The 21,666-nt window shown below is 40.0% G+C and carries 9 protein-coding genes, 3 tRNA genes, 2 rRNA genes and 3 pseudogenes; 10 read left to right on the top strand and 7 right to left on the bottom strand.

Annotation, left to right across the window (positions count from 1 at the left end; genetic code table 11):
* Nucleotides 1-186: 186 nt before the first annotated feature.
* The 4 genes and pseudogenes from K8P02_RS14220 to K8P02_RS14205 all read left to right on the top strand — a co-directional run.
* Nucleotides 187-513 (top strand): annotated as a pseudogene (locus K8P02_RS14220) (epoxyqueuosine reductase); the annotation flags it as partial.
* Nucleotides 514-673: 160 nt separating this feature from the next.
* Nucleotides 674-1,045, top strand: a complete 372-nt coding sequence (locus K8P02_RS14215; RefSeq protein WP_007487294.1) for a hypothetical protein — start codon at nucleotides 674-676, stop codon at nucleotides 1,043-1,045.
* A gap of 414 nt (nucleotides 1,046-1,459) precedes the next feature.
* Complete coding sequence (locus K8P02_RS14210; protein ID WP_025868042.1) at nucleotides 1,460-2,641, top strand: iron-containing alcohol dehydrogenase; 1,182 nt, start codon at nucleotides 1,460-1,462, stop codon at nucleotides 2,639-2,641.
* 65 nt (nucleotides 2,642-2,706) lie between these two features.
* Complete coding sequence (locus K8P02_RS14205; RefSeq protein WP_007487296.1) at nucleotides 2,707-3,549, top strand: helix-turn-helix domain-containing protein; 843 nt, start codon at nucleotides 2,707-2,709, stop codon at nucleotides 3,547-3,549.
* A gap of 442 nt (nucleotides 3,550-3,991) precedes the next feature.
* Here the strand turns inward: K8P02_RS14205 and K8P02_RS14200 are convergent.
* A tRNA-Phe gene (locus K8P02_RS14200) sits at nucleotides 3,992-4,064 on the bottom strand.
* A gap of 443 nt (nucleotides 4,065-4,507) precedes the next feature.
* A pseudogene (locus K8P02_RS21845) lies at nucleotides 4,508-6,037 on the bottom strand (M20/M25/M40 family metallo-hydrolase).
* Nucleotides 6,038-6,588: 551 nt separating this feature from the next.
* On the opposite strand from K8P02_RS21845, the gene K8P02_RS14185 reads away from it, so the two are divergent.
* Both K8P02_RS14185 and K8P02_RS14180 read left to right on the top strand, forming a co-directional pair.
* Complete coding sequence (locus K8P02_RS14185; protein ID WP_025868043.1) at nucleotides 6,589-7,569, top strand: linear amide C-N hydrolase; 981 nt, start codon at nucleotides 6,589-6,591, stop codon at nucleotides 7,567-7,569.
* Nucleotides 7,570-7,753: 184 nt separating this feature from the next.
* Nucleotides 7,754-9,409: an IS1182 family transposase gene (locus K8P02_RS14180; RefSeq protein WP_004312012.1), complete on the top strand. Its 1,656-nt coding sequence runs from the start codon at nucleotides 7,754-7,756 to the stop codon at nucleotides 9,407-9,409.
* Between the two features lie 158 nt (nucleotides 9,410-9,567).
* Here the strand turns inward: K8P02_RS14180 and thiL are convergent, their stop codons facing one another.
* From thiL to K8P02_RS14155, 5 genes and pseudogenes are all read right to left on the bottom strand, one after another.
* A complete protein-coding gene (gene thiL, locus K8P02_RS14175) occupies nucleotides 9,568-10,599 on the bottom strand; it encodes a thiamine-phosphate kinase (RefSeq protein WP_002562172.1) in 1,032 nt (343 codons plus the stop codon).
* Between the two features lie 101 nt (nucleotides 10,600-10,700).
* On the bottom strand, nucleotides 10,701-11,510 hold the full coding sequence (locus K8P02_RS14170) for a purine-nucleoside phosphorylase (RefSeq protein WP_002562171.1): 810 nt from the start codon (nucleotides 11,508-11,510) through the stop codon (nucleotides 10,701-10,703).
* Complete coding sequence (gene lpxK / locus K8P02_RS14165) at nucleotides 11,449-12,579, bottom strand: tetraacyldisaccharide 4'-kinase (protein WP_002562170.1); 1,131 nt, start codon at nucleotides 12,577-12,579, stop codon at nucleotides 11,449-11,451. The genes K8P02_RS14170 and lpxK overlap by 62 nt, the downstream gene beginning before the upstream one ends.
* Nucleotides 12,580-12,589: 10 nt before the next feature.
* The gene (sppA, locus tag K8P02_RS14160) at nucleotides 12,590-14,368 is read right to left on the bottom strand and encodes a signal peptide peptidase SppA (RefSeq protein ID WP_002562169.1); all 1,779 of its coding nucleotides are present in this window, start codon (nucleotides 14,366-14,368) and stop codon (nucleotides 12,590-12,592) included.
* A gap of 459 nt (nucleotides 14,369-14,827) precedes the next feature.
* Nucleotides 14,828-15,079, bottom strand: a pseudogene (locus K8P02_RS14155) (ferritin-like domain-containing protein); the annotation flags it as partial.
* Nucleotides 15,080-16,615: 1,536 nt separating this feature from the next.
* Here K8P02_RS14155 and K8P02_RS14150 point away from each other — a divergent pair.
* The 4 genes from K8P02_RS14150 to K8P02_RS14135 all read left to right on the top strand — a co-directional run bounded on the left by K8P02_RS14150 (nucleotide 16,616) and on the right by K8P02_RS14135 (nucleotide 21,644).
* Nucleotides 16,616-18,138: ribosomal RNA gene (locus K8P02_RS14150) — 16S ribosomal RNA — on the top strand.
* 220 nt (nucleotides 18,139-18,358) lie between these two features.
* Nucleotides 18,359-18,432 (top strand) — tRNA-Ile (locus K8P02_RS14145).
* 84 nt (nucleotides 18,433-18,516) lie between these two features.
* Nucleotides 18,517-18,590, top strand: a tRNA-Ala gene (locus tag K8P02_RS14140).
* A gap of 167 nt (nucleotides 18,591-18,757) precedes the next feature.
* Nucleotides 18,758-21,644, top strand: a 23S ribosomal RNA gene (locus K8P02_RS14135).
* Together the 16S and 23S rRNA genes with 2 tRNA genes alongside form the textbook arrangement of a ribosomal RNA operon.
* The last annotated feature ends 22 nt before the right edge of the window (nucleotides 21,645-21,666 follow it).

The raw sequence follows: 21,666 nt of genomic DNA, 5'->3' as shown, positions 1-21,666 counted from the left end.
TATTAAGAGTATGTTTGAAGTTTTTTTGGGCTGAGTTACGATTTGGTAACTTAACTCTCACCCAAATATGCTTTTTCTTGCTTCCTTTTCTACCCTTGCTAAGAAAATATGTTTTATAACTATTTGATTTTTAGCAAGGTTACATTATCTTTGCGCATCTGTTTGAAATATTTAGTTTCCAGCCTTAAAACAATAGCATTACTTAGTGGAATTGGTTGGATCGGTAAAAATAATCTGCTTATTACCCCTGAGTATGGATCGGCACAATGTCTTGGTACGGTTTTAACAGATGCACCGCTGAAGACCATAATACATGAACCCCTTTTACCAAAATGTGGTAACTGTGTTGCCTGTATAGATATATGTGAAAAGCATGTATTGAAGAGAGGTGTTTGGAGTATAGGAGTATCAAGAGATGAGATAATCGATGTATTCGGATGTAGTACTTGCTTGAAATGTCTTGTACATTGCTCCGTAACACAAGCATATGTGAAAAGGCATCTGCTAAAATGAAAGTTGTATTTTGAAATATGTTTCTGAGTGATCAGATTCTTTTAACAAACATATTATTGTCGTTTTTGGACAAAAATATGGCTTAATTTTCAATTTACTCAATCTCCTTAAACTTTATCTTTGTCAACGAAACGTAAATGTATAACTATTATAAAATGGTATGCGAAATAAACTGATTATTGCCGGAGGGGGATTACTGATAATACTTGCCTTGTTTCATCTTTCATTCTGGAGCTTATTCAATTGGCAGGAAGAATTACCTAAGTTGAGTGCCGAAAATAGTGGAATTATGCAAATGTCTGCTATCGGATTTGTGTGTCTGTTTTTATCTTTAGGAATGATCTTTATAAGTTTTCGCAAAGAAATTGCTAATACCAAATTAGGCCAAGCATTATTATTTACTCTGGCTATCTTTTTTCTTATAAGGACTATTGCTGAATTTATATTTCCGGGAAGTTCAATTGAATTAGGTGTTTTTCTGGCTATATGTACTCTTGTTTTCTTGATACCAGCAACTGTAAAGAAGATATGATGAACAGCATGATAATGTGGATACTAATTGAATGTTATTTCTTTAGATGATTGATTAATACAGCTGATATATAGGTCATCTTTCGATTACCTTATCATTACTGTTAGGAATCGTTGTTGTATCTTTTCTTATGATAATATCAATGAACAGAAAAGATTCATGAAAAGGATATTGGACATTTAAGAAAAGTATATTTGGACTTTTGGAAAAAACATAATAATATTTTTTAGCGTAACTTTGCATCGAAAATTTTTAAACATAAAAAGTTATGGCTAAGTTAAATCCCCCAACAATAGGGCTGCTCAGTAGTTTTTTGATAATTCTATTCGGATGTGTTAAAAAATCATTCTGAATGTAAAATTTATGTGAATGATGAATTTGGTGAAAGATTAGAACTTGGTAAATAAAACGGGTATGAAAAATTTTAATTATTATACTCCAACAGAAATCGTTTTCGGGAATGATTCAGAAAGCAAGATAGGGTATCTTGTCAGACGATATGAAGGTACGAAAGTTCTTATACATTATGGTGGAAAGAGTGCAGAGCGTTCCGGATTACTCAACGATATCTGTCGGCAATTAGATGCGGAAGGTATTTTATATGTAAAGCTGGGAGGTGTTGTGCCTAATCCTCGTCTGTCAAAAGTGTATGAAGGGATAGAGTTATGTCGCAAGGAAGGGGTGAATCACATCCTTGCCATTGGTGGTGGGAGCGTCATTGATTCGGCGAAAGCCATTGCGTACGGTCTTGCTTATGATGGTGATGTGTGGGATTTATTTGACGGAAAAGCCGAGGCGAAAGCTTGTTATCCTATAGGAGTGGTCCTTACGATTCCTGCTGCCGGAAGTGAGATGAGTAACGGTTGTGTGATAACTAATGAAGTAGGCTCAAGAAAACGAGCTTATAACAATGATCTTGCCCGTCCGAAATTTGCGATAATGAACCCTGAACGTACCTTTTCATTATCTACATATCAAACAGCGTGCGGTATTGTAGATATTATGATGCATACAATGGAACGATATTTCTCACAGGAAGATGATATGATACTTACTGATGAATTGGCTGAATCTCTACTGCGTACCGTAAAAAACAGTGCATATAAAGTTATGCTTACTCCGGAAGACTATCGGCACAGAGCGCAAGTTATGTGGGCTGGAAGTCTTTCGCACAATGGCTTGACAGGATGTGGGACTGTGGGGGATTATGCCACCCATATGCTTGAACATGAATTGAGTGCATTGTTCGATGTTGCTCATGGTGCGGGATTGGCTGCTTTATGGGGAAGTTGGGCACGTTACGTTTTCAAAGAAAATATTTCTCGATTTGTTCGTTTTGCAGTAAATGTAATGGGGCTTCCGAATGATTTCACGAATCCGGAATCTACAGCATTGGCTGGTATTGAGGCTATGGAGCGATTCTATCATGATATGTCTATGCCTATTTCTATTCAAGAACTCATCGGACGGGATATTGCCGATGATGAAATACGGCTGATGGCGGAAAAATGTAGTTTGGGAAATACGAGTACTATCGGGAATTTTAAAAAGCTGAACATGGAAGATATGGAAGAAATATATCGAATGGCAAGATGAAATAGGGATAATATGGCAGGATACAATTAATAATTCTTATATTAATGATTTAGTATAATTCAAATATGGCGAAATTTAAAATAAACGAAGGCAATGTAGAAAACTTCTTTTGTTGTACTACTATTTTTGACAGAATTTGTGAAGGTGTAGTAGACGAACACATGCTTGGTTTTGTTTTATCTGGAGAACTTACATTGCAGACGAAAGAAAAGAAAGTCAATATTCGTAATGGGGAAGCTGTATTCATCCGTCGTAATCATCTTGTAACTAAGTTGAAACAGCCTGCTAAAAATGGACAACCGTTTAAAGGGTTGTTCTTGCGGATTAATGTCCCATTTCTTAAAAGCATTTCCAAACAGATCGTGTTACCTATACACCCATTATCTGATTCTTTATCTAATTCGTTGCATTTCTATTTGCCGCAACATCCTTTCTTAACAGGTTTATTCCAGTCATTGGATGCTTATTTCACTACAGGACAACTTCCTTCCCCCACGATTATAGAGACTAAACTTAAAGAAGCCGTATTGGTTTTATTGGAACTTAAGCCTCAATTGGCAGGTGTCTTATTCGACTTTGAAGAACCGTGGAAAATAGATTTGCGGGAATTTATGAATCGAAATTATACTTGTGATTTGACTCTTGAACAACTTGCACATTATACAGGGCGAAGCTTGTCTGTATTTAAACGTGATTTTGCAGATACTTTTGAAGGCGAGACACCTGCCCGTTGGATAATAAGACGGCGATTAGAGGAAGCAATGATATTATTGAAAAAAGGGGTGCCGGCATCAAGTGTATATCTCAAAGTAGGTTTTAAAAACTTATCACATTTTTCAACAGCGTTCAAACGACAGTTTGGTATATTGCCAACCCAAGCCAAATCTATACAAAACCTATATTTTTAATTGAATTATTTAATAATTATCTCATTACAAAATATGGTATGTTACGAGAAGAATAATATATGCTGTGAGAACCACACATACATCTCACATATTTTCCTTAATTTGTAATAAGTTGACAACTTTTTCCTGCTTTCTTCTCCACTTAAGTAGTACATACATGTACGGGGCTTACATTTGTTCTGGTTGTACTGATTAAGAGGCATTGTATGCCTCCTCTGTTGGGTAGTGCGGGTTCTGCCTGAGTCCAATACACAACTGAGTTATGGGCTTAATCAGTTTGCTGGTTGAGGTTTGATTCATCGCAAGAATAAGTGTAAATGCAAAGTGTAAAAGATTACATATCGGTAGATAGTGCCGAATATTCGAGTGGGCACCCGTCTGGGCTCCCAAAAAGAAAAAGCCTTGTAAGTTCTTGTCTTACAAGGCTTTTTTCTTTCGTTTGTGGTGCCACCAGGAATCGAACCGGGGACACAAGGATTTTCAGTCCTTTGCTCTACCAACTGAGCTATGGCACCTTTCTTATTTGCGATTGCAAAGGTAGCGAAAGTTTTTTTATCTTGCAAGAGAAGGAGAAATAAAAAACACTGATAAATAGCTACAGTGTTTATTATCAATTATCTATTTGATGAAAATATTTCATTTTATTGAAAAGAATATTTGGTTTATGGCTTATTCATTGAGTATATTACTTGTTGTGTTGTAGGTTATCGGAACGGTAACTATATTTTTCTATAGTCTCCTAATGAGATGCTACTGATATATGTATAAGGGAGATAAATCATTGGATAATTCATTTATATATAAGATATTGTAATGTCACTATGTTTATAGAAGAAAAGTAATATTCATTGTCTTTTATAACATTATCCATAAGAGGGAAGGCTATCCCAAAATTCAATTTTAAGATAGCCTTTTATTTACTAGTGTAGAATTTCTTTCTGGCTATAAGAATCAATGCCTAATAAGTTTTTAGTAACTCCTTAAAATACCATTGTATTTTTCCAAAATTCTCTAATGATATATATTCGTTCTCATTATGTATTGTACGTTGTTCGTACTGGTTTAGACATATAGGCATGAAACGGTAAATGTCCTTGCTTACTGCCTGATATTTATAAGAATCTGTACCTCCGATTGTTATATAAGAAGTTACTATTGCTTCGGGGTAGATCTTATTTACTTTTTCTTTTATAATTTCGAAACCTCTTACATTTTCTGGAGAAATATTTGAGGGGGCACGTTGAGAAATTACTTTTAAATCGATATCGTAACCTTCACATAACTTTTTCACATGTTCTATGACACCAGAAACTGAATCTCCTGGTAAGATGCGGAAGTTTACTGTTACTTCTGCTTCAGACGCTAAAACATTTGCAGCATCACTACCTTTGGCCATGGTTATAGCTGTAGTCGTACGAACCAATGCATTGGATGCAGGAGATTTTTCCATTGTACTCAGTAATAATGGTCTGAGTAACCATTGATTTGCTATTGTCATACGAGAAAAGAATCCCATTTCATTTCCGACGTTATCAAAAAATGCTGCGATAGGGGAAATAATTTGTGCAGGAAATTGATTATTGTTCAGCTTTTCAATGATTTCTGCTGCATAGATTAACTAACTTTTTTCAGGAGGCATAGAAGAATGTCCTCCCATTCCTTTTATTGTAAGACGTAAAGTCAGGAAACCCTTTTCTCCAGTACCAACTAATCCTAATGGAACTTTAATAGACTCTATAGCTGAACTTGGAGCAGCAATAATACCCCCTTCGTCATAAATAGCGTCAAAATTCAGTTCTTTATTTTTGAAATACTCTGCTATTTTTACAGCTCCTTGACGTCCACTTACTTCTTCATCATGTCCGAAAGCAAACCAGATATCTCTTTCTGGTTGAAAACCTTCAGCAATTAAATTATCAGCTCCTTCCATTAATGAAAAGAGCATACATTTCATATCGAGCGTTCCACGTCCATAGATACGGCCATTTATTACAGCTCCTGAAAATGGTGGATAATCCCATTTTATAGCATAAGACTGAATTGGAGGTAACGGTTTGTCATTCAATTGAAAAATAGTATCAGTTATAATAGATTGATCATAACCAATTACTGGAACAACATCGTAATGTGATAAGAATAAAACAGGTTTTAAAGTACTGTTCTTTCCCTTCCAATGAAAGATCATTCCATATGTATTAATAGTATCTGTGTCCATTACTTTATATACTTCAGGATAAGAATCGGACAGATATCTCATGAATTCTTCGAAGGGGCCGAAATTGGTTTCTTCATAGAATTCATTGCTGATGGTTGGAATACGTATTCCACCGGCAAAACGACGTATGGCTTTTTCTGAAGGAGCAGTAAGCACTACTTCATTATCTCCGGTTTTCTCTATTTTCTTAAATTGATAGGTAAAGGTTCTTACTATTAACACAAGGATAAGTGTGAGAAATGATAATAGTAAAAGTGTAATAAATTTTTTCATATTTTCTACTTTCTTTGATTATATATTTTTGAAATGGATTATGATATTTTTAAGAAAAACAAGTTACAGGAATTGTAAAAAAACAAATGGCCGAGTACTAAAGTGCTTAATTCGATCAAAATATAGTTGATGATTAATTTTGGAATAGCCGTTTTTTGCAGGTAATCATTCAGCTCGTTCGGAAAGCTATTAATGGAAAAACTGTTTCTATATGGATTTGTTCGTGGGAACAAATTCATAAAAGAAGATGCAAATATAATTGAAAGGTTACTCAATATCATAATCATTATTTTCTGAATACTTAATTATATAACAACAGAGTTAGAAAAAATATTCTGATTTTTTTATTTATTTTTCTTTTAGAAAAGAGAAATTGCTTTTTAGTCTTTCGTTTTTTTACATATTTACTGAGAGAATATTAGAATTCAATAACTTAATTCTAATGTTTGTTGATAAACTTTTTTGTTCTTATTACGAATGATGGTTATGTTTTATAATATGTATTTGATGTGTATTAATAGCCAATATATGAATCATTAATAAAAAAAATTATGTGTACAAGAGTAGTTTATTCAGGAACAAATGGGATGGTAGCAACCGGTCGCTCTATGGACTGGAAAACAGAAATGCATAGTAATCTTTGGGCATTTCCAAGAGGAATGATGCGTAGTGGAGAAGCTGGAGAAAATTCGTTGAAGTGGACGTCGAGATATGGAAGTGTAGTGACCTCTGCTTTTGAAATTGCCAGTACGGATGGAATGAATGAGAAAGGGTTAGTTGCCAATTTACTTTGGCTACCTGAAACAAAATATCCCTTAAGAGATAAAAATAAACCGGGACTTGCTATAACGGCGTGGGTACAATATATGCTGGATAATTTTGCAACAGTTGAAGAGGCCGTTTCTTATACTGACGAGGATACCTTTCAGGTGGTATCAGATATGATGCCGGATGGGTCTCGTTTAGCAACATTGCACTTATCTATATCCGATGCTGTGGGTGATTGTGCTATCTTTGAGTATGTAGGTGGAAGACTTACTGTATATCATAATAAAGATTATAAAGTAATGACTAATTCTCCTACTTATGACAAACAGCTGGCACTAAATGAATATTGGAAAACGATAGGAGGTTTGAGCTTTTTGCCCGGAACGAATCGCGCAGCTGATCGTTTTGCCAGAGCCAGTTTTTATATTAATGCATTACCGAAAACTGATGATGAAAGGATAGCCGTTGCCAGTGTATTTAGTGTCGTTCGTAATGCCTCTGTGCCTTACGGTATATCAACTCCTGAAAGTCCTGAAATTTCTACTACACAATGGAGGACTGTTTCGGAAAGTAAAAGTCTGAGATATTTTTTTGAGTCAAGTCTGACTCCAAATACTTTTTGGGTGGATTTGCGGGATTTGGATTTCTCAGAAGGAGCTCCTGTACTTAAATTGTCTATTGCTAATGGAGAAATGTATCATGGGAATACGGCTAAAGAGTTTAAGATAGCGTTACCTTTCAAATTTATGGGAGTTAGAGGATAAAAGAATTCTGTGAAATAAAAGTGGGTTATTATAGAAGACTCTTTCGAAGAAGCTTATTTAAAAAAAATTGAAGGTGTGTCAAAATGCACACCTTCTGTTTTTTACGCACAAAGCCCCGACTTTCACAAGCTGGGGCTTTGTTATTACCTAAAGATTTTGTATCTTTAGGCATAAGAATTTCACTATGACAAAGATACATTTTCGTCCTTACAATCCCAACCAAACCGTTCTTTTTCCTCAAAGAATTGATGAGGATATTGCAGAAAACGATCCGGTACGCATGGTTGACGCCCTGGTTGAGGGCTTGAATCTTGAAAGTTTCAGAAAGCTGTATAAGGAATGCGGGCGCAGCCCTTACCACCCCAGGATGATGCTCAAGGTCATTCTGTATGCCTATATGAACAACATCTACTCCTGCCGGAAAATTGAAAAGCTCCTTCACCGTGACATCCATTATATCTGGCTGGCCGGATATGAGAAACCGGATTTCATTACCATCAACCGTTTCCGCAACCGGGTGAAGAAGGAAATCAACGAGGTGTTTACGCAAACCGTAGTTCTTCTCTCTTCCAAAGGCTTCATCAGCCTGAATGTGGAATACATTGACGGGACAAAGATCGAATCCAAAGCCAACAAGTACACTTTCGTCTGGCGAAAAACGGTTGAGCGGAACCGTGAACGCCTGATGAAGAAGATACATGTCCTGTTAGGGCAGATAGACGATGTCATTGCCCGGGAGAAGTCATCAGAGAACAATGAGGAGGTTGGGTTCACTCCGGCCATGCTGACTGAAATGGCAGGAGAATTGCGTCATGCACTGGAACAGGTTTCCGAGCCATCCGCGAAAGAGGAAAAGACTGAACTGAAAAAGAAACGCAAACAGTTGAAGGAACTGGAAGAACACAGGGACAAACTGCAGGAATACGACTGCCATCTGGAAACGCTGCAAGAGAGGAATTCCTATTCCAAGACGGACAAGGACGCTACTTTTATGAGAATGAAGGAGGATGCCATGCGCAACGGACAGACGAAGCCCGGTTACAACCTTCAAATCGGCACCGAAAATCAGTTCATCACCGATTTTGCACTCTTCCCGAACCCTACGGATACACTGACCCTGATTCCTTTCCTGCAATCTTTTTCAAACAGGTATGACCGGATGGCCCATACGGTGGTTGCTGATTCCGGCTATGGCTCCGAAGAGAATTACCGCTTCATGTCCGAAAACGGCATGGAAGCCTACGTAAAGTACAACTATTTCCACATGGAGCAGCGGCCGAGATTCAAACCGGACCCGTTCAAGGCCGAAAACTTCTACTACAATGAAGAACATGACTTCTGCATCTGCCCTATGGGGCAAAGGATGCGGAGGATAGGCACCAGGAATGTGAAAACCGCATCCGGATATGTCAACGAAAATGCACGGTACAGAGCTGTCAGGTGTGAAGGCTGTCCCCTGCGATGCCGCTGTTTTAAAGCAAAAGGAAACAGGACGATAGAACTGAATCATAGGCTTAGACAATACAAGCGGAGAGCCAAAGAACTGCTCTGCTCTGAGAAAGGACTGAAACACAGAGGGCAGAGATGCATAGAACCGGAAGCCGTGTTCGGACAAATTAAAAACAATATGAACTACAAACGTTTCCGACATTTTGGAAAGGACAAGGTCTTCATGGACTTTGCCTTCCTAGCCATTGCCTTCAATATAAAAAAGATGTGTGCAAAACTGACAAAAAAGGGTATGAACTGGCTGATTAGACTGTTTTATGAGCTTACAACTGCTGTTTTTAGATGCTGGGAACACATAAATCAAAGAAATCTTCAAAAGATCGCAGCTTAAAGAAAGTGAACAGATTTGTATAGTGATGAACAAAAAAAGAGGTGCATCGTGCATTACGACACACCTCCAAATTTTATTATCAAAGATCTTTTACTTGTTTGATATTCAACTAATAATGTTAATTGGGAATTAAATAAATATCCACTGAATGTTTTTTATTACTTTTCCTGCAATGGATTCCAGCCTTGTGCCTTTAGCTCAAACTCCTGTCCGTCTCGGGTTATTAGTGCACAGCCAAGTTCAGGTTTAGTAATATGTCCTATTAATCGTATACCTTCCATTTCTGAAATCTTTTCATGGTCTGCAATAGGAACAGTGAAAAGTAGTTCATAATCCTCGCCACCATTCATGGCACAAGTAGTGAGGTTCATATTAAATTCTTCTGCCATAACGGCCGTTTGATAATCAATAGGGATATGTTCTTCATAGACACGGCATCCGGTGTTACTTTGAGTACAAATGTGTAGCAATTCGGAAGATAACCCATCGGAGATATCCATCATAGAAGTTGGAACAATGTTGGCAGCAGATAGCTTTTCGATAATATCTTTGCGGGCTTCAGGCTTAAGCTGACGTTCAAGCAGATATTCTTTACCGGAAAAATCCGGTTGAGCATCTTGTTCACCTTTAAAAACGGTTTTTTCACGTTCCAGCAATTGTAAACCCATATAGGCGCCACCAAGGTCGCCACTGACACAGATGAGATCTGTTTCTTTGGCACCGTTCCGATAGACTATTTTATCTTTGTCTGCTTCTCCGATACAAGTGATACTGATAGCCAGCCCTGTCAGTGAAGAAGTAGTATCACCACCCACAATGTCTACATGATATTGTTGGCATGCCAGGCGAAGTCCGGCATAAAACTCATCCATATCTTCTACGCTGAAACGCTTGGAGAGGGCGAGGGACACGGTTATCTGTTTCGGAGTTCCGTTCATTGCATAGATATCGGAGAAGTTTACGATAGCAGATTTGTATCCGAGATGTTTGAGAGGTACGTAGGTAAGGTCAAAATGTACGCCTTCCATAAGCAGATCGGTGGTGACCAATACCTGCTTATCTGAAGGATAGGAGAGGACAGCGGCATCATCGCCTACTCCATATTTGCTTGATTCATTTTTTAGTTCAATACCTTCAGTGAGATGTTTGATTAAACCAAACTCACCCAAGGTTGCTATTTCTGTTCGCATCGATATATTTATAATTTACGATTTATTTCCAGTGTTTATAACCATTATTGGGTCATAAACACTGGAAGTTGTTACAATTTATGATTGAAGTGACTTTGGTATTAAGCGCGGTTGATAAGCTCACGCATGATAGTTGTCATTTTGGGTTGAGCTGCATCTGCTGCTTTCTGAACTTCTTCATGTGATACTTCTACAATCTTTCCTTCTACCCCCAGGTCAGTTACAACTGAAATTCCAAATACTTTGATACCACAATGGTTAGCTACAATTACTTCAGGAACGGTAGACATACCTACAGCATCAGCTCCGAGAATATGGAACAGTTTATACTCTGCGGGGGTTTCAAAGGTAGGTCCTTGTGTACCGATGTATATACCATGTTGCACTTTGATACCTTTTTCTTTAGCTATTTCATTGGCTTTACGGATAAGCTCTTTATCATATGCTTCGCTCATATCCGGGAAACGGGGACCATACGGAATATTCTTGCCACGAAGCGGATGTTCGGGGAAATAGTTGATATGATCTGTGATGATCATCAGATCACCGATTTCAAAAGCGGGATTAGTACCACCACTGGCATTGGATACAAACAGTGTTTTAATTCCTAACTCACGCATTACACGTACGGGGAAAGTTACTTCCTGCATGGAGTAGCCTTCGTAGTAATGAAAGCGACCTTGCATTGCCATGATATCTTTGTTACCCAATTTGCCAAAGATTAACTTTCCGCTATGCCCTTCAACAGTAGACACAGGGAAATTGGGAATATCTTCGTACTTTATCTCATACTTCTCAGTGATTTCATTTGCCAAACTACCAAGTCCGGTACCCAATATGATTGCTGTCTCAGGACTTGTATGCATCTTTCCTTTTAGGAAAGCTGCTGTTTCTTGTATTTTCTCTAACATAGCCAATAATGTGTTGGTTAAAAATATCTTGTTGATTTTGTAATATCTCTACTTCAATGGGGAGCGCATAAATATGTCTTTTTAACTCCGCATCTAATATGGGATGATGTACCAACCGGGTAGCATCTTTTTCTGTGGTGATAATCAACCGTTGTTCACCTTTCAGCTTGTCAAACCGCTGTTTAATGAGTTGCATATCATGCTGATTAAAATGATGATGGTCATCAAATGACAGCAAATCGATATGCGATGTATATCTTTCCAATTCCTGAATGATAGTAACAGGTGAGGCAATACCGGTAAGGAGCAACACCTGTGTATCTGTTTGCAGGGAAGATAATTTTTGCTCCGCTTTTCCCGCTACCTCCGGAAATACCGGTTGTAGATTTCCGTAACGAAATGACGAGAAGAACAACATCTGGTATGGGAATAGGTTCAACCTTTTAGCAATGATATTGAAATCAATGGGTTTGATGTCAGGTGGGCACTTGGTAACGATAACTATTTGTGCCCGGTTTTTCCCTTGAATAGATTCGCGTAGACGGCCTGCTGGTAATAATGCATCGTCGCAAAACAGACGGTGATAATCCGTCAATAAAATATTGAATCCTGCCTTAACATAACGGTGTTGGAAAGCATCATCAAGCAAAACAACTTCTACAGGGGGATTGTCCAATGTGCAGAGCTGTTCAATGCCATGACAACGATCTTCATCCACAGCTACCCGTATATCGGGAAATTTAGATTTTATCTGAAATGGTTCATCTCCGATACTGCGTACATTACTTTCAGGAGTAGATAGTATATATCCCTTTGTACGACGTTTATAACCCCGGCTTAATACGGCAACCTGGTATTCACGGTGAAGTAACTTTATCAGATATTCGGTATGTGGCGTTTTACCTGTTCCTCCTACGGCAATGTTGCCGATGCAGATGACAGGAACGTCAAAACTCTTTGACCGGAGGTATCCCCAGTCAAAGAGTTTGTTTCGTAAGGCTACTCCTGCTCCATAAAGGAACGAAAGAGGGTAGAGCCATTTATGTATCTTGATAAAGCTTTCTTCCATGCAGAATGATTTACTTAATATTCAGTTCAAACGGAACACGGGCTTGTATCATAGAGCGTTCACTTAAATTTTTCAGTAGACTGAAGTCTTTATAATAATCACCCAGTTTGCTTTTCATCAATTGTGATTCTACGTAATTGGTCGGTTTCGTATCAAGCAGAGTCGAAAGGAAATCTTTCTTTTCCGGATAAGAAACAACGGTATAACCATTGAGATTAGCTTTCTTTACAGCGATGTCGAGTGCCTTGTCTATACCACCTAGTTCGTCAACAAGACCAAGCTTTTTTGCTGTCTCACCTGTCCATACACGGCCTTCGGCAATCTTTCCAATTGCCTCTTTTGTCATATGACGGCCTTCGGCACAGCGGGTAAGGAATGTATCATACCCTTCGGTTATCATCATTTGCATGAGTGCTTTTTCGTCATTATTGAAAGGACGCATGAGGTTTCCGAAGTCGGCAAATTTATTGGTTTTTACTACATCATAAGTTATCCCTACTTTATCAGCAAGTTCCTTCACATTGGGAACCATACCAAAAATTCCGATAGAACCGGTCAGGGTGGTGGGTTCGGCAACTATTGTGTCGGCTACACAAGAAATATAGTAACCACCTGATGCAGCATAATCACCCATTGAAACGATAACCGGCTTTTCTGCTTTCAACTCTTTTACAGCATGCCATATTTGTTCGGAAGCAAAAGCACTACCACCTGGAGAATTTACGCGTAATACAACTGCTTTTACATCTTTATCGTCCTTAAGCTTACGTAAGTCGCGGATCACTTTGTTACCTACAATGCCATCTTCGGAAGCGGCTGAACCTGACTGGTCTGTGATCTCTCCTGATGCATAGTAGACAGCTACAATATCACCGCTTTTATCTTTAGGAACATTCTTTTTTACGTTGATCATATCATCGAGTCCTAATATCGGCAGACGGTCGTCTTTATCAACATTGGCAAGTTGCTTGAGATAGTCACGTACATTATTTTTATAAATAAGTGTATCTGCCAGACCGCATTTTACACTTTCTTCGGCGGGATAAAACATCAGCATACGGTCTGCATAAGCATTCAGTGAGTCTGGTGATATATTACGAGAGTCAGATACACCACTCACAACCTGTCCCCAGATAGAACCGATAAATTCAGTTACTTGCTCACGGTTGGCCGGGCTCATTTCAGTTGCGATAAACGGTTCGACAGCCGATTTGTAAGTGCCTACCTTGAATATTTGCATTTCGATGCCTACCTTTTGCAATAAGTCTTTGTAGAATATTGGGGCGGAGGCAATTCCTCTCCATTCAATCATACCTTTGGGATTCAGGATTACTTTATCAGCTACGCTGGACAGGTAATAAAGTCCTTGTGTATATCCATCGCTATAAGCTACGATAAATTTTCCGCTCTCTTTAAAGTCGGTCAATGCATTGCGAATAGCCTGTAAAGAAGCATATGGAGAGCCTAATGCAGAAGCCTGAATGTAGATTCCTTTGATATTTTCGTTCTCTTTTGCTTTTTTAATGGAAGCAAGGATATCATCGAGACCATAGACATTTGAATTGTCTCCTGTGAGCATGGAGAGTACATTTTCCAGACTTTCCTGAGTACGTTCTACCAATATACCATTTAGGTCGAGCATCATTACTGAGTTTTTCTTCACTACTGTTTCTGTATCGGAAGAAGAAACAATTCCGAAAATCACCATAATACCGATGAAAAACAGAACAATGCTTGACAGTATGATACCTGTAACTGTGGCAAGCGTAAATTTAAAGAAATCTTTCATTGTATTTATTGTTTTTTATGCTAGCTCATCTTAAAGCTAACAAAGATAAATAATTGAGTTGATATTTATCCCATAAGTCGCATAGTTTTTTGTTTTGTCACAGATATAAAGGAAATTAATGTTGTTTTCGGGTGATTCTTCCGCTTTTAAATGTGATGTTGATATTATATAATCCAGTTCTCTCTCTCTTATATATTCTGTAAGTGATAAGTACTGATTCAAAATTAGTATACTCTATAAATATGAATTTATTAAAACGCAAATGATCGCAGATTTTTGCGAATTAGATTGTTGCATTATATTTGAAAGCAATATCCCTTTTGCGAAAATCTGCGTTCAGCGGTTCAATAATACCCTGGCCAATAATCATTTATATTGTGATGTATTACTTATAGAAAAAAGAGGGACTATTCCTTTTACAGAATAACTCCCTCTTCCCACTCTTAAAGAAACTACTACTTATTTCTTCAGAAAAGATTCTTTCATTTTGGCAATGTCGTTCAGATAATCCTGCAAATCCTGTTCATGGTCTTCCTCCTCAGCTAAAATATGCTTGGCGATATCACATGTAGTATAATCTTTACCATTGGTAAAGTTAGCAATTTCCTGATAGCGAAGGATGGCACAACGTTCTGAGGCTACATTCTGATTTAGTAAACTAACTGAATCAAACTCGGTTGGTGTGTCATACTTGCATCTGGCCAATTCAAACCTTACAGGATTTTCACACTTTCTTTAGCCATAATTTTAAGTTTAGGTTATAAATATTAAGTTGCTTAAGTAACAGGGGGTAAAGAATTTTGTTTTCGGATGTATTTGATTTAACAATAACAAAAACACTTATTTGTTAAATGGAAACTAATTTACTTTTTTGAAGCATTTCCATGTATTCACTCGGAGACATTTTTTCGATATTGGAGAAATAACAGATAAAGGATCTTTTTTTTGATTCTACTGTGGTGGCTGATGTTGATTTGCCACTTTTGATTGAAGAACGTTCTATTGGTGGATTTAGTATTTTGCTCATTCGTTGTATTATAAATGAAGTTTCCTATCAGCGCCTGGGTGGTGAGAATCGGTTAACTATGAAGAAATCTCTTTGAGTTGTTTCTTTGTTTGAGGTCTTTCGTATACATTTAATGGGGAATATATTAGCTCCTTGTTTGTGGATATTTATTCCTTTGTTTTTCTTTTTGTTTTCATCCCTTCCTTCTTGTTTTTCAATAAAATAAGTGTACAATCTTTTATTTTTGTAATTCTTTGGTTTTCAATTAATTGCCTTTTTGATTTTTTTCTCTACGAGAAACGCCCCGTTTCTCTACGGAGATCGTTCCGTTTCTCTACGGAGATCGTTCCGTTTCTCTACGATGATCGTCTTGTTTCTCTACGAGTCTTTCTCCGCTTGTTTCCAATATTTTACACCCGCTTTTTCTCCCTCTGCCTCTTCCTTCCTGTTTTGTCAAAATCTCTCCCGTTTCATCTTAAGTATCTCCTTCTTCCTCTTTCCTTTTTATCCTTCTTCTTTTTTTTCCTCTCTCGCGCATTCATATGCGCGCGTATATATTATAATGTGCCTCCTTTTTTCTTCTTTTTCTCTTCCTTTCATTTTTATGTTTTACAACACCTTTGCAAATCAGCGTCTTACAAAAAAGTTTCCTTTTTATTCCAAAATAATTCCTGATATATTTTGCTTATATTGTAAAAAGGTCTACTTTTGCATCCGCTTAGCCAGAGGAGCTAAGTTATTAAGCTTGACATGATTGAAAGCGCGGATTGCCGGCTAAGTTATTAAACAAAAAAACTTCCAAAAAGATTTGGTTTCAATGTTTAAAAGTTCTTATCTTTGCAGTCCGATTCGCAAATGAAAAGGCGTTTTTTTCTTTGTAGGTTTTTTCTCCTTTCGCAAGAGAGCTGTTAGAGAATCCTCGGAAAAAAAAAACTAAAAAAAAACTTCCAGAAACATTTGGTAGTTATAAAAAAGTCCTTTACCTTTGCACCCGCTTTTGAAACGAAGCGATTTAAAAAAACGAAGCGTTCTTTGAAAAATTGATAAACAATACAAGTAGTACAAGTCCAAAACAGTAAAATGTTTTGAGAAATTAGAACCGTCAATACTTATATATATAGGTATTTGAAATAAGGTCAATAAATAACGGTATCCTGAACAGAGCAACGACTTTGCTATTGTCTTTTGGTAATTTCAATCGTAAATTTCCAATCGTCTAATAGTAAATCAACAATACTTTTACAATGAAGAGTTTGATCCTGGCTCAGGATGAACGCTAGCTACAGGCTTAACACATGCAAGTCGAGGGGCATCAGGATGTAGCAATACATTGCTGGCGACCGGCGCACGGGTGAGTAACACGTATCCAACCTGCCTTTTACTCGGGGATAGGCTTTCGAAAGAAAGATTAATACCCGATGGTATAATATTTCCGCATGGGATTATTATTAAAGAATTTCGGTAAAAGATGGGGATGCGTTCCATTAGGCAGTTGGCGGGGTAACGGCCCACCAAACCTTCGATGGATAGGGGTTCTGAGAGGAAGGTCCCCCACATTGGAACTGAGACACGGTCCAAACTCCTACGGGAGGCAGCAGTGAGGAATATTGGTCAATGGGCGAAAGCCTGAACCAGCCAAGTAGCGTGAAGGATGACTGCCCTATGGGTTGTAAACTTCTTTTATAGGGGAATAAAATGAGCCACGTGTGGCTTTTTGTATGTACCCTATGAATAAGGATCGGCTAACTCCGTGCCAGCAGCCGCGGTAATACGGAGGATCCGAGCGTTATCCGGATTTATTGGGTTTAAAGGGAGCGTAGGTGGACATGTAAGTCAGTTGTGAAAGTTTGCGGCTCAACCGTAAAATTGCAGTTGATACTGTGTGTCTTGAGTACAGTAGAGGTGGGCGGAATTCGTGGTGTAGCGGTGAAATGCTTAGATATCACGAAGAACTCCGATTGCGAAGGCAGCTCACTGGACTGTTACTGACACTGAGGCTCGAAAGTGTGGGTATCAAACAGGATTAGATACCCTGGTAGTCCACACAGTAAACGATGAATACTCGCTGTTTGCGATATACGGCAAGCGGCCAAGCGAAAGCATTAAGTATTCCACCTGGGGAGTACGCCGGCAACGGTGAAACTCAAAGGAATTGACGGGGGCCCGCACAAGCGGAGGAACATGTGGTTTAATTCGATGATACGCGAGGAACCTTACCCGGGCTTAAATTGCATTTGAATGTTGGGGAAACCCAACAGCCGTAAGGCAAATGTGAAGGTGCTGCATGGTTGTCGTCAGCTCGTGCCGTGAGGTGTCGGCTTAAGTGCCATAACGAGCGCAACCCTTATCTTTAGTTACTAACAGGTCATGCTGAGGACTCTAGAGAGACTGCCGTCGTAAGATGTGAGGAAGGTGGGGATGACGTCAAATCAGCACGGCCCTTACGTCCGGGGCTACACACGTGTTACAATGGGGGGTACAGAAGGCAGCTACACGGCGACGTGATGCTAATCCCAAAAGCCTCTCTCAGTTCGGATCGAAGTCTGCAACCCGACTTCGTGAAGCTGGATTCGCTAGTAATCGCGCATCAGCCACGGCGCGGTGAATACGTTCCCGGGCCTTGTACACACCGCCCGTCAAGCCATGGGAGCCGGGGGTACCTGAAGTACGTAACCGCAAGGAGCGTCCTAGGGTAAAACTGGTGACTGGGGCTAAGTCGTAACAAGGTAGCCGTACCGGAAGGTGCGGCTGGAACACCTCCTTTCTGGAGCGATACCGCGATTTTAATTGACAGTTGACAATTGACAGTTGACAATTCAACTCTGATTGTTCATACAATTAAAGACATATGACTTTATTAAGGTTCTAACTGTACTACTGGTACTTGTTTATTTATAGATATAGATCAACCATCTATAGAAGTATAGATAGAGATAAACAAGAGAAAACAGAAGCCGGGTCTAATAATAGGCTCAGTTTGAACTAGTCCTATAGCTCAGTTGGTTAGAGCGCTACACTGATAATGTAGAGGTCGGCAGTTCAACTCTGCCTGGGACTACTTCTCGAATTGAAAGTTGAAAGTTGAAAATGATAAATCCTTGTGATTAAGTCGTTCTTGATTCTTTCTTCTCAATTCTTCGAAGGGGGATTAGCTCAGCTGGCTAGAGCATCTGCCTTGCACGCAGAGGGTCAACGGTTCGAATCCGTTATTCTCCACTCCGATCTTGATTTTTGGTTTGTAATTTCACTTGTAAATTGTAAACCTTCCAATCGTAGATCCCACGATCTTTGACATGTTGTACATAAAAAAAGTAAATTTAGTAAAGAGCTAAAAGTATATATCGAACCGTACGCTGTTGTTTTAACAGTATAAAGGCAAGATAATGAAAGTAAGAAAGGGCGCATGGCGGATGCCTTGGCTCTCGGAGGCGATGAAGGACGTGATAAGCTGCGATAAGCTGCGGGTAGGTGCAAATGACCTTTGATCCGCGGATTTCCGAATGGGACAACCCAATTGGTTGAAGACCAATTATACTGCACTGCAGTAGGCTAACGCAGGGAACTGAAACATCTTAGTACCTGCAGGAAAAGAAAATAAATAATGATTCCCCTAGTAGTGGCGAGCGAACGGGGAATAGCCCAAACCAATTATGTTACGGCATAATTGGGGTTGTAGGACCACGTTTTGGGACGAAAGTTGGTGAGTGGAATGATCTGGAAAGTTCAGTCATAGACGGTGATAACCCTGTACACGAAGCCATCTGAACCCTAGTGGTATCCTGAGTAGCGCGGAGCACGAGGAATTCTGCGTGAATCTGCCGGGACCATCCGGTAAGGCTAAATACTCCCGAGAGACCGATAGCGAACCAGTACTGTGAAGGAAAGGTGAAAAGCACTTCGAATAGAAGAGTGAAATAGTCCCTGAAACCGTGCGCCTACAAGCGGTCGGAGCAGCTTTTTGTTGTGACGGCGTGCCTTTTGCATAATGAACCTACGAGTTACTTTTTCCGGCAAGGTTAAGCGTCTGAAGACGTGCAGCCGAAGCGAAAGCGAGTCTGAACAGGGCGTTATAGTCGGAAGGAGTAGACGCGAAACCAAGTGATCTACCCTTGGGCAGGTTGAAGGTTAGGTAACACTAACTGGAGGACCGAACCGATAAGCGTTGAAAAGCTTCCGGATGACCTGAGGGTGGGGGTGAAAGGCTAATCAAACTTGGAGATAGCTCGTACTCCCCGAAATGCATTTAGGTGCAGCCTTGTGAATTACTAATGTGAGGTAGAGCGACTGATAAGATGCGAGGGCTTCGCCGCCTATCAAGTCTTGATAAACTCCGAATGCGCATTAGTTCAATCACAGGAGTGAGGGCATGGGTGCTAAGGTCCATGTCCGAAAGGAGAAGAATCCAGACCATCAGCTAAGGTCCCCAAATAAACACTAAGTTGAACTAACGAAGTCAGATTGCTAAGACAGCTAGGATGTTGGCTTGGAAGCAGCCATTCATTTAAAGAGTGCGTAACAGCTCACTAGTCGAGGAGTTTGGCGTGGATAATAATCGGGCATCAAGTGTTTTACCGAAGCTATGGGATCAGTAATGATCGGTAGGGGAGCATTCCACTCTGCGTTGAAGGTGTACCGTCAGGTATGCTGGAGCGTGTGGAAAAGCAAATGTAGGTATAAGTAACGATAAAGGGGGTGAGAAACCCCCTCGCCGAAAGACTAAGGTTTCCTGATCAACGCTAATCGGATCAGGGTTAGTCGGGTCCTAAGGCTCAGCCGAACGGTGATGCCGATGGCAGAACAGGTTAATATTCCTGTACTACCTTTAGGAGTGACGTGGAGACGGAGGCGTGACAGCGCCGCGAACTGACGGAATAGTTCGTTAAAGGGTGTAGATGTTGATTGCGGCAGGCAAATCCACCGCAAGAGTCGAACCTGATAGTATGGAGCGTTCTTCTGAACAATCCAATAGTGCGTGTAAACATACTCCCAAGAAAATCCGCTAAACTTAATCTTAAAGGTACCCGTACCGTAAACGGACACACGTAGTCGGGTTGAATATACTAAGGCGCTTGAGTGAATCACGGTTAAGGAACTAGGCAAATTGACCCTGTAACTTCGGGATAAAGGGTCCCCGTCAGTGATGGCGGGGCGCAGAGAATAGGTCCAGGCAACTGTTTAACAAAAACACAGGGCTGTGCAAAATTGAAAGATCACGTATACAGCCTGACACCTGCCCGGTGCTGGAAGGTTAAGAGGAGATGTCATCGCAAGAGAAGCATTGAATTGAAGCCCCAGTAAACGGCGGCCGTAACTATAACGGTCCTAAGGTAGCGAAATTCCTTGTCGGGTAAGTTCCGACCTGCACGAATGGTGTAATGATCTGGACACTGTCTCAACCGTGAGCTCAGTGAAATTGTAGTATCGGTGAAGATGCCGATTACCCGCGATGGGACGAAAAGACCCCGTGAACCTTTACTATAGCTTAACATTGAATTTGGGTAATTGATGTGTAGGATAGGCCGGAGACTTTGAAGCAGGTACGCCAGTATTTGTGGAGTCGCTGTTGAAATACGGCCCTTTGATTATTTGAGTTCTAACTCGTTGTTACGAGGACACTGTTTGGTGGGTAGTTTGACTGGGGTGGTCGCCTCCAAAAGTGTAACGGAGGCTTCTAAAGGTGCCCTCACGCCGATTGGTAACCGGCGGTAGAGTGTAATGGCATAAGGGCGCTTGACTGGGAGACTCACAAGTCGATCAGGTAGGAAACTAGAGCATAGTGATCCGGTGTTTCCGCATGGAAGGGACATCGCTCAAAGGATAAAAGGTACTCCGGGGATAACAGGCTGATCCCTCCCAAGAGCTCATATCGACGGAGGGGTTTGGCACCTCGATGTCGGCTCGTCACATCCTGGGGCTGGAGAAGGTCCCAAGGGTTGGGCTGTTCGCCCATTAAAGTGGCACGCGAGCTGGGTTCAGAACGTCGTGAGACAGTTCGGTCTCTATCTATCGTGGGCGTATGAAATTTGCGTGGCTCTGACACTAGTACGAGAGGACCGTGTTGGACTGACCGCTGGTTTACCAGTTGTGCCGCCAGGTGCATTGCTGGGTATCTAAGTCGGGATTGGATAAGTGCTGAAAGCATCTAAGTACGAAGCCAGCCACAAGATTAGATTTCTTAGGGTCGTCATAGACGATGACGTTGATAGGAGGCAGGTGTAAAGGTAGTAATATCATAGCCGAGCCTTACTAATTGCCCGTTGACTTTTGTTTTCTTTCCTTTTTGTATGGTTTA

It is taken from the genome of Bacteroides nordii, from assembly GCF_019930665.1.
GTDB lineage: Bacteria > Bacteroidota > Bacteroidia > Bacteroidales > Bacteroidaceae > Bacteroides > Bacteroides nordii.
Note: the sequence above shows the minus strand (reverse complement) of the source record. Positions and strands in the feature narration are given on the sequence as shown.

Bases quoted from the DNA above. Each gene is read 5' to 3' on its own strand.
- K8P02_RS14215 (WP_007487294.1), top strand. From the start codon at position 674: ATGCGAAATAAACTGATTATTGCCGGAGGGGGATTACTGATAATACTT.
- K8P02_RS14210 (WP_025868042.1), top strand. From the start codon at position 1,460: ATGAAAAATTTTAATTATTATACTCCAACAGAAATCGTTTTCGGGAAT.
- K8P02_RS14205 (WP_007487296.1), top strand. From the start codon at position 2,707: ATGGCGAAATTTAAAATAAACGAAGGCAATGTAGAAAACTTCTTTTGT.
- K8P02_RS14185 (WP_025868043.1), top strand. From the start codon at position 6,589: ATGTGTACAAGAGTAGTTTATTCAGGAACAAATGGGATGGTAGCAACC.
- K8P02_RS14180 (WP_004312012.1), top strand. From the start codon at position 7,754: ATGACAAAGATACATTTTCGTCCTTACAATCCCAACCAAACCGTTCTT.
- thiL (WP_002562172.1), bottom strand. From the start codon at position 10,599: ATGCGAACAGAAATAGCAACCTTGGGTGAGTTTGGTTTAATCAAACAT.
- K8P02_RS14170 (WP_002562171.1), bottom strand. From the start codon at position 11,510: ATGTTAGAGAAAATACAAGAAACAGCAGCTTTCCTAAAAGGAAAGATG.
- lpxK (WP_002562170.1), bottom strand. From the start codon at position 12,579: ATGGAAGAAAGCTTTATCAAGATACATAAATGGCTCTACCCTCTTTCG.
- sppA (WP_002562169.1), bottom strand. From the start codon at position 14,368: ATGAAAGATTTCTTTAAATTTACGCTTGCCACAGTTACAGGTATCATA.